This is a genomic window from Streptomyces sp. NPDC032745, from assembly GCF_055579465.1.
The window spans coordinates 80,776-90,130 of sequence record NZ_JBVING010000022.1; the positions used below are offsets into that span (position 1 = coordinate 80,776).

Here is a 9,355-nt window from a genome sequence, read left to right on the forward strand (position 1 = left end):
CCTCCGTCTCGCGGCTCTAGGGGATCGATGACTGAGTATGGCCGGGGCCGTGGCCCCGAACCGTGGCACCCGGAGGACCCCCTGTACGGGGACCAGGGGTGGACCGGGCACGAGGCCCAGCAGGCTCAGATGCCCTATGCCGGTGGCCCGCAGCAGCATCCGCAGGAGCCGCAGTACCAGCAGCAGTACCAGCAGGACCCGCAGCAGTACCAGCAGAACCCGCAGTACCAGCAGAACCAGTACCACCAGGACCCCCAGTACCAGCAGCAGTACGGGCAGCAGGGGCAGTACCCGGAGCAGCAGCAGGGCTATGCCCCGCAGCAGCCCCACCAGGCTCACCAGCAGCAGCAACAGCTGCTGCACCCGCAGCCGCAGCAGCAGCCGGTGTACGACGGCCAGGGCTGGGACACCGGCCAGGGCCAGTACACCGGTGTCCCGCAGGCCGACCCGTACCTCGGCGCGGACCCGTACGCCCAGCAGCCCGTCGGCGGCTACCCGGGCGAGGCCCCGGACCTCTACGGCACCCCCGAGGCCTACCCGCCGCCGCAGCCCCCGGGCCGGCGCCACCTGGCCACGGAGCCCGAGCAGGAGCCGGAGGCGGAGTACGCCGACGAAGAGGCCGAGGAGGCCTCGATCCTGCCCGGTGGCGGAGGCGACGACGATTCCGACGAGTCGAACGCCGGTGGACGCCGCGGCCGCCCGAAGGGCAAGCCCAAGCGCCGCAACGGCGCGGCCTGCCTGATCGCCGCCGTCGTCATCGTGGCCGTCATCGGCGGTGGCGGCTACTACGGCTACGACTACATCAAGTCCAAGTTCAGCACCGGCGAGGACTACGCCGGCGAGGGCGAGGGCTCCGTCGCCATCGACATCCCCAAGGGCACCGGCGTCGGTGAGATGGGCCGCATCCTCAAGGCGCACGGCGTCGTGAAGAGCGCGGACGCCTTCGTCGCCGCCGCCAAGGCCAACCCCAAGGGCGGTGCGATCCAGGCAGGCTCCTACGTGATGAAGGAGCACATGTCGGGCAAGGCTGCCGTGGACCTCATGGTGAACGGCGCCGGGGTCAACGCCCTGGACGTCATCCCGGGATGGAAGAACATCCAGGTCTACAAGGCCATCGACGACAAGCTCAAGCTCAAGGAGGGCACGACCAAGGACATCGCCGCCAAGGAGGCGAAGAACCTCGGTCTGCCCGGGTGGGCCAACAACAGCAAGGACATCAAGGACCCGCTGGAGGGCTTCCTCTACCCGGCCCGCTACGACCTCAGCAAGGACGCGAGCCCCCAGTCGCTGCTCAAGCAGATGGTGGCCAAGTCCAACGAGGCCTACGCGAACGCGGACCTCCAGGGGCAGGCGTCCAAGCTGGGCCTCGCGAACCCGCTGCAGCTCGTCACCGTCGCGAGCCTCGTCCAGGCCGAGGGCAAGTACCAGCACGACTTCGACAAGATCTCCCGGGTGGTCTACAACCGTCTGAAGCCGGGCAACACCGAGACGTACGGTCTGCTCGACTTCGACTCCACGGTCAACTACATCAAGGGCCAGAGCACCCTGGACGTCGGCGCCGTCAACGACCTGCGCAAGCTCGACGACCCGTACAACACCTACAAGATCAAGGGCCTGCCCGCCGGCCCGATCGGCAACCCGGGCCCGGACGCGCTCAAGTCGGCGATCAACCCGGCCGCCGGACCGTGGTACTACTTCGTGTCGGTGAACGAGAACGAGACCCTCTTCGCCGTGACGAACGCCGAGCACAACCAGAACCGCCAGCGGTACGAAGAGGAACGGAAGAAGGCAGGGCAGTGATACGCGCAGCCGTGCTCGGTTCACCGATCGAGCACTCCCTCTCACCGGTGCTGCACCGCGCCGCGTACCAGGAACTCGGCCTCGGCGACTGGTCCTACGACCGCTTCGAGATAGACGAGGCCGCGCTCCCGCAGTTCGTCGCCGGCCTCGGCCCCGAGTGGGCCGGGCTGTCGCTGACGATGCCGCTCAAGAGGGCCGTCATCCCGCTGCTCGACGGCATCAGCGACACCGCCGCCTCCGTCGAGGCGGTCAACACGGTCGTCCTGACGAAGGACGGGCGGCGCCTCGGCGACAACACCGACATCCCCGGCATCGTCGCCGCGCTCCACGAGCGCGGCGTCGACAAGGTGGAGAACGCCACCATCCTCGGCGCCGGCGCCACCGCCTCCTCGGCACTGGCCGCCCTCGCCCGGATCTGCTCCGGCGAGGTCACGGTGTACGTGCGCTCCCGGGCCCGCGCCGACGAGATGCAGGAGTGGGGCGAGCGCCTCGGCGTGGCCGTCCGCACGGCCGACTGGACGGACGCGGCCGACGGGCTCGGCGCGCCGCTGGTCATCGCGACCACGCCGGCCAGCGCCACGGACTGGCTGGCAGCCGCCGTACCGGCCGGCCCGGGCACCCTGTTCGACGTCCTGTACGACCCGTGGCCTACCGCCCTCGCGGCGGCCTGGTCGCAGCGCGGCGGCCGCCTCCTCGGCGGCCTGGACCTCCTCGTCCACCAGGCGGTGCTCCAGGTCGAGCAGATGACCGGCCGCCACACCGCGCCGCTGGCCGCCATACGGGCCGCCGGCGAGGCCGCCCTGCGCGCCCGCCACTGAGGCCCGGGCGGCACACCTGATGCACTGCGCACACTGATCTTGCTCGCGTGAAACCGGACCCGCCAGGGTGGGGAGGGTGCACCGGCGTCCGCCAGCTGGACCGGAGGGCGGTGCACCGGCCCGGACGTGGGAGGATCGGGTATGGCGGGTCCGGGCCGCGCACCCGGCCGCGCCGCCGCAGTACCAGGCGCGAGCATGAGGAGCATCGTTGAGCAGGTTGCGTTGGCTGACCGCCGGGGAGTCGCACGGTCCGGCGCTGGTGGCGACGCTGGAGGGGCTTCCCGCCGGCGTTCCGGTCACCACCGAGCTGGTGGCCGACCATCTGGCGCGGCGCCGGCTCGGGTACGGGCGCGGTGCGCGGATGAAGTTCGAGCAGGACGAGGTGACCTTCCTCGGCGGCGTCCGCCACGGTCTGTCCCTGGGTTCGCCGATCGCCGTCATGGTGGGCAACACCGAGTGGCCTAAGTGGGAGAAGGTCATGTCGGCCGATCCCGTGGACCCGTCGGAGCTGAAGGAGACGGGCCGCAACGCCCCCCTGACCCGTCCGCGCCCGGGCCACGCCGACCTGGCGGGCATGCAGAAGTACGGCTTCGACGAGGCCCGGCCGATCCTGGAGCGCGCGAGCGCCCGTGAGACCGCCGCCCGCGTCGCCCTCGGCGCCATCGCCCGGTCCTTCATCAAGGAGACCGCGGGCATCGAGATCGTCTCGCACGTCATCGAGCTGGCCGCGGCCAAGGCCCCGTACGGCGTGTACCCGACCCCCGCGGACGTGGAGAAGCTGGACGCGGACCCGGTGCGCTGCCTCGACGCGGACGCGTCGAAGGCGATGGTCGCGGAGATCGACCAGGCCCACAAGGACGGCGACACGCTCGGCGGCGTCGTCGAGGTCCTCGCGTACGGGGTCCCGGTCGGCCTCGGCTCGCACGTGCACTGGGACCGCCGGCTGGACGCCCGCCTCGCGGCCGCGCTGATGGGCATCCAGGCCATCAAGGGCGTCGAGGTCGGCGACGGCTTCGACCTGGCCCGTGTACCGGGCTCGCAGGCGCACGACGAGATCGTGTCCACCCCCGAGGGCATCAAGCGCACCTCCGGCCGCTCCGGCGGCACCGAGGGCGGTCTGACCACCGGTGAACTGCTGCGCGTACGGGCCGCCATGAAGCCGATCGCGACCGTCCCGAAGGCGCTCGCCACGGTCGACGTCGCCACCGGCGAGGCCGCGGCCGCGCACCACCAGCGCTCCGACGTCTGCGCCGTCCCCGCCGCCGGCATCGTCGCGGAGGCGATGGTCGCCCTCGTCCTCGCGGACGCGGTCGTCGAGAAGTTCGGCGGCGACTCGGTGCCCGAGACCCGGCGCAACGTCCGCTCGTACCTCGACAACCTGCAGATCCGGTGACGGGCGGACCACTGGTCGTCCTCGTCGGCCCCATGGGGTCCGGCAAGTCCACGGTGGGGGCGCTGCTCGCCGAACGGCTCGGCGTCCCCTACCGGGACACCGACGCCGACATCGTCGCGGCCCAGGGCCGCGAGATCTCGGACATCTTCATCGACGAGGGCGAACCGTACTTCCGTGAGCTGGAGCGGCAGGCGGTCGCCGCCGCCCTCGCCCAGCACACCGGAATCCTCGCCCTCGGCGGCGGCGCCGTCCTCGACGCGGGCACCCGGGAGCTGCTGGCCGGCCTGCCGGTCGCCTATCTCTCCATGGACGTCGAGGAAGCCGTCCGGCGCGTCGGCCTGGGCGCCGCGCGCCCGCTGCTCGCCGTCAACCCGCGCCGCCAGTGGCGCGAGCAGATGGAGGCCCGGCGCCCCCTGTACACCGAAGTCGCGCGCGTCGTGGTGGCCACCGACGACCGCACCCCCGAAGAGGTCGCCCAAGCGGTCCTCGACGCTCTGGAGTTGAAGGACGTATGACAGACCAGGTGACGCGCATCCAGGTCGGCGCCGTAGCCGGACACGACGCGTACGACGTGCTGGTCGGCCGGCAGCTGCTCGGCGAGCTCGGCGCACTGATCGGAACCAAGGCCCAGCGGGTCGCCGTGATCCACCCCGAGGCGCTGGCCTCGACCGGTGAGGCACTGCGCGACGACCTGGCCGGGCAGGGCTACGAGGCGGTCGCCATCCAGGTGCCGAACGCCGAGGAGGCCAAGACGGCCGAGGTCGCCGCGTACTGCTGGAAGGCGCTCGGCCAGTCCGGGTTCACCCGCACCGACGTGATCGTCGGCGTCGGCGGCGGAGCCACCACGGACCTCGCGGGCTTCGTCGCGGCCACCTGGCTGCGCGGGGTGCGCTGGATCGCCGTGCCGACCACCGTCCTCGCGATGGTCGACGCGGCCGTCGGCGGCAAGACCGGCATCAACACCGCCGAGGGCAAGAACCTGGTCGGCGCCTTCCACCCGCCGGCCGGCGTGCTGTGCGACCTGGCGGCGCTGGACTCGCTGCCGGTCCACGACTACGTCAGCGGCCTCGCCGAGATCATCAAGGCCGGTTTCGTCTCCGACCCGGTGATCCTCGAGCTGATCGAGGCGGACCCGGCGGCGGCCCGCACACCCGACGGTCCGCACACCGCGGAGCTCATCGTGCGCTCGATCCGGTTCAAGGCGGAGGTCGTCTCGAGCGACCTGAAGGAATCGGGCCTGCGGGAGATCCTCAACTACGGGCACACCCTCGCGCACGCCATCGAGAAGAACGAGCGCTACAAGTGGCGGCACGGCGCCGCCGTGTCGGTCGGCATGGTCTTCGCCGCCGAACTCGGCCGGCTCGCCGGCCGGCTCGACGACGCGACGGCCGACCGGCACCGGGAGATCCTCGCCTCCGTCGGCCTGCCGCTGACCTACCGCGGCGACCAGTGGCCCCAGCTGCTCCAGACCATGCAGGTCGACAAGAAGTCCCGCGGCAACCTGCTGCGCTTCATCGTCCTCGACGGACTGGCCAAGCCCACCGTCCTCGAGGGCCCCGACCCGGCGCACCTCATCGCGGCGTACGGCGAGGTGTCGGCGTGAGCCGCAAGGTGCTCGTACTGAACGGCCCGAACCTGGGCCGGCTCGGATCGCGCGAGCCCGACGTGTACGGGGCCACCTCGTACGCCGGGCTCGTCGAGAGCTGCCGCACACTGGGCGAGGAGCTCGGCTTCGACGTCGAGGTCCGCGAGACCAACGACGAGGGCGCCATAGTGCGCTGGCTGCACGAGGCGGCGGACGGCAAGATCCCGGTCGTGATCAACCCGGGCGCCTTCACGCATTACTCGTACGCGATGCGGGACGCGGCGGCGCAGCGCACCGCGCCGCTGATCGAGGTGCACATCTCCAACCCGTACGCCCGCGAGGAGTTCCGGCACACGTCGGTCATCGCCTCGGTGGCGACCGGGACGGTGGCGGGCTTCGGCATCGGCTCGTACCGGCTGGCGCTGCGCGCGCTGGCGGACGAAGTGTGACGGTGCTGGTGGGCGGCTCCGCCCCCGCGGTCATATAACGTTCTCGCATCAGTCGGTGGAACGAGACGGAGTGGCAGCGGATGCAGCAAGGAGTGGGGGGCGGCGGCGCGGGCTGGGGGCAGCCGGGACATCATCCGGCGGCGCCCCCCCAGCCGCCGATACCCCCTGCGCAGGGGTGGCCGGTGCCTGCACCGCCGCAGGCACCGCCGTCGCACGTGCCGCCGCCACCGCCGTCCGGCCCCGAGGCCACGACGGGGCACATTCCGCTGCCGCCCGCGGCGGCCGGCACCGGCGGCGCCACGCTGGCCGTGCTGCTGATCGGCCCGGCGGGCGCGGGGAAGACCACGGTGGCCCGGCACTGGGCCGGCACCCGGCCGGTGCCGACCGCGCACGTGAGCCTGGACGACGTCCGGGAATGGGTGTGCTCGGGCTTCGCGGACCCGCAGGCCGGCTGGAACGACCACTCCGAGGCCCAGTACCGGCTGGCCCGCCGCACCTGCGGCTTCGCCGCCCGCAACTTCCTGGCCAACGGGATCTCGTGCATCCTCGACGACGCCGTCTTCCCGGACCGGCCCGTGGTGGGCCTGGGCGGCTGGAAGCGCCACGTCGGCCCCGCCCTGCTGCCCGTCGTCCTCCTGCCCGGCCTGGAGATCGTCCTGGAGCGCAATGCCGCCCGCTCGGGGAACCGGCGCCTCTCGGACGAGGAAGTCGCCCGCATCCACGGCCGGATGGCCGGCTGGTACGGCTCCGGCCTGCCGATCATCGACAACTCGGACCTCGACGTGGAAGGCACGGCTCGGGCCCTGGACGAAGCCCTGGCCCGAGCCATCGCGGCACCCGCCTTCTGACCGCCCCGCGCGGCCGGGCCCTCGTACGGGCGTGCTCACCAGGCCGGATGCGCGGGGCGCTCGTACGCTCGAAGACATGTCAGACGTGTACGCGGCCCGCCGGGGCCTGCTTCGCGACCGCTGTGCCGCCGCGGGGAACGCCGCCGCACTGATCACGCGTCCGGCGAACGTCCGCTACCTCGCCGGGGCGTCCCCGCCGGGCGCCGTCCTGCTCGTCGGGCCGGGCGGCGAGGACATGCTGTTCACCGTCGGCCCGCCCAGCGGCGAAGCCGACGAGGGCCGCCTCGACGACCGGCTCAGACTCTCCGTGCTGGCCGCCCCCGGCAGCGATGCGGCCGTCGCGGCCGGAGACATGGCCGGCTCCCTGCGCGTCGAATCGCTGGCCGTCGAGGAGCACCACCTCACCGTTGCCCGGCACCGCGCCCTGCGCTCCGTCGCGCCCAAACTGCGGCTCGCCGACCTCGGGACCTCCGTGGAGCAGCAGCGCCTCGTCAAGGACGAGGAGGAGATCGCCTGCCTGCGGATCGCCGCCGAGATCGCCGACCAGGCGCTCGGCGAACTGCTGGAGTCGATCCTGGTGGGCCGTACCGAACGCCACCTCGCCCTGGAGCTGGAGCGCCGCCTCGTCGACCACGGGGCCGACGGACCGGCCTTCCCGACCTCCGTCGGCACCGGGCCGAACTCGGGCAGTTCCCGGCACCGGCCGTCGGACCGCCGGGTCGAGGAGGGCGACTTCCTCTCCGTCTGCCTCGGGGCCAACTACCGCGGCTACCGCTGCGAGATCGGCCGGACGTTCGTGATCGGCACCAGCCCGGCCGACTGGCAGATCGAGCTCTACGATCTCGTTTTCGCGGCCCAGCGGGCAGGACGCGAGGCCCTCGTGCCCGGTGCCGCGTACCGCGAGGTCGACCGTGCCGCGCGCTCCGTACTGGACTCCGCAGGCCACGGTGAATCGCTCGCTCCGTGGACCGGACACGGCGTCGGCCTCGAAATCGACGAGGACCCGCAGCTTGCACCTACGGCAATGGGTAAACTGGACGCTTGCGTGCCGGTCACCGTCGAACCGGGGGTTCACCTCCCGGGCCGGGGAGGTGTCCGGATCGATGACACGCTCGTCGTACGCCCCGAGGCGGACGGCGGTCCCGAGCTACTCACCATTACGACCAAGGAGCTGCTCGCGCTCTAGCCCGCCGCGGCGGGCTGTGCGCGCACCCGTGGTCTTCCAGTGCAGGAGATTCCGCAACCGTGGCTTCCACGAACGACCTCAAGAACGGCATGGTGCTCAAGCTCGACGGCGGCCAGCTCTGGTCCGTCGTCGAGTTCCAGCACGTCAAGCCCGGCAAGGGCCCGGCCTTCGTGCGCACCAAGCTCAAGCACGTGCTCTCCGGCAAGGTCGTCGACAAGACGTTCAACGCCGGCACGAAGGTCGAGACGGCCACCATCGACCGCCGCGACATGCAGTTCTCGTACATGGACGGCGACTACTTCGTCTTCATGGACATGCAGACCTACGACCAGCTGATGGTCGACCGCAAGGCCGTCGGCGACGCCGCCAACTTCCTGATCGAGGGCTTCACCGCCTCGGTCGCCCAGCACGAGGGCGAGGTGCTCTACGTCGAGCTCCCGGCCGCCGTCGAGCTCGTCATCCAGCACACCGACCCGGGCGTCCAGGGCGACCGCTCCACCGGTGGCACCAAGCCGGCGCGCCTGGAGACCGGCTACGAGATCCAGGTCCCGCTCTTCGTCACCACGGGCGAGAAGGTCAAGGTCGACACCCGCACCAGCGACTACCTCGGCCGGGTGAGCAGCTAACCGTGGCTGCCCGCAGCAACGCGCGCAAGCGCGCCTTCCAGATCCTGTTCGAGGCCGACCAGCGCGGGGTGCCCGTGCGCGAGGTCCTCGCGGACTGGATCCGCCACGCGCGGTCGGACGACCGGCAGCCGCCCGTCAGCGCCTTCACGATGGATCTCGTCGAGGGTTACGCCGACAAGGTGAACCGCATCGACGACCTGATCGTCACCTACGCCGTGGACTGGGAACTCGACCGCATGCCGGTCGTGGACCGGAACATCCTGCGGCTCGGTGCCTACGAGCTGATCTGGGTGGACGACACCCCGGACGCCGTGGCCATCGACGAGGCCGTCCAGCTGGCCAAGGAATTCTCGACGGACGAGTCCCCCTCGTTCGTGAACGGGCTGCTGGCCCGCTTCAAGGACCTGAAGCCGAGCCTGCGCCGGGGCGAGTAGCCCCAGCGGTTCGGCGAGAACGGAGGGCCCGCGGCGCACACGCGCCGCGGGCCCTCCGTTCCTGCTTTCCGCTTCTGTTCGTGCTCCTGCGGCGGCTTCGCTCCCGCGGCTGAGCCCGGAGACGCGAAACCGGCGTGGGGGGGGGGGGAGGGGGGGGGGGGGGGGCCCCACCATCAAGAGTGTGTTTCTTTTGGGTCTGGGGGGGGGAGAGTTTCT

The 9,355-nt window shown here is 71.7% G+C and carries 10 protein-coding genes; all 10 read left to right on the plus strand.

All coding sequences use genetic code 11. The features are described from left to right. Positions 1–27 precede the first annotated feature (27 nt). The 10 genes from mltG to nusB all read left to right on the plus strand — a co-directional run bounded on the left by mltG (position 28) and on the right by nusB (position 9,139). Complete coding sequence (gene mltG / locus ACZ5WG_RS37835) at positions 28–1,800, plus strand: endolytic transglycosylase MltG (protein WP_468729195.1); 1,773 nt, start codon at positions 28–30, stop codon at positions 1,798–1,800. Then, positions 1,797–2,618 (plus strand): shikimate dehydrogenase, encoded by an 822-nt coding sequence (locus ACZ5WG_RS37840; protein WP_468729196.1) that lies wholly within the window; start codon positions 1,797–1,799, stop codon positions 2,616–2,618. The genes mltG and ACZ5WG_RS37840 overlap by 4 nt, the downstream gene beginning before the upstream one ends. Positions 2,619–2,826: 208 nt before the next feature. Next, a complete protein-coding gene (gene aroC, locus ACZ5WG_RS37845; protein ID WP_383512062.1) occupies positions 2,827–4,011 on the plus strand; it encodes a chorismate synthase in 1,185 nt (394 codons plus the stop codon). Continuing rightward, positions 4,008–4,526 (plus strand): shikimate kinase, encoded by a 519-nt coding sequence (locus ACZ5WG_RS37850; RefSeq protein ID WP_468729197.1) that lies wholly within the window; start codon positions 4,008–4,010, stop codon positions 4,524–4,526. The genes aroC and ACZ5WG_RS37850 overlap by 4 nt, the downstream gene beginning before the upstream one ends. After that, complete coding sequence (gene aroB, locus ACZ5WG_RS37855; RefSeq protein WP_468729198.1) at positions 4,523–5,614, plus strand: 3-dehydroquinate synthase; 1,092 nt, start codon at positions 4,523–4,525, stop codon at positions 5,612–5,614. Before ACZ5WG_RS37850 ends, aroB begins: the two co-directional genes overlap by 4 nt. Then, positions 5,611–6,045 carry a type II 3-dehydroquinate dehydratase gene (gene aroQ / locus ACZ5WG_RS37860; RefSeq protein ID WP_468315673.1) on the plus strand — a complete coding sequence of 145 codons (435 nt, stop codon included), beginning with the start codon at positions 5,611–5,613 and terminating at the stop codon, positions 6,043–6,045. Before aroB ends, aroQ begins: the two co-directional genes overlap by 4 nt. Before the next feature lie 80 nt (positions 6,046–6,125). After that, positions 6,126–6,893, plus strand: a complete 768-nt coding sequence (locus ACZ5WG_RS37865) for an AAA family ATPase (protein WP_468729199.1) — start codon at positions 6,126–6,128, stop codon at positions 6,891–6,893. A gap of 76 nt (positions 6,894–6,969) precedes the next feature. Beyond that, complete coding sequence (locus ACZ5WG_RS37870; protein WP_468729200.1) at positions 6,970–8,079, plus strand: M24 family metallopeptidase; 1,110 nt, start codon at positions 6,970–6,972, stop codon at positions 8,077–8,079. A 59-nt stretch (positions 8,080–8,138) separates the two neighbouring features. Next, on the plus strand, positions 8,139–8,705 hold the full coding sequence (gene efp, locus ACZ5WG_RS37875) for an elongation factor P (protein ID WP_468729201.1): 567 nt from the start codon (positions 8,139–8,141) through the stop codon (positions 8,703–8,705). A gap of 2 nt (positions 8,706–8,707) precedes the next feature. Then, positions 8,708–9,139: a transcription antitermination factor NusB gene (gene nusB, locus ACZ5WG_RS37880; RefSeq protein ID WP_030294584.1), complete on the plus strand. Its 432-nt coding sequence runs from the start codon at positions 8,708–8,710 to the stop codon at positions 9,137–9,139. The last annotated feature ends 216 nt before the right edge of the window (positions 9,140–9,355 follow it).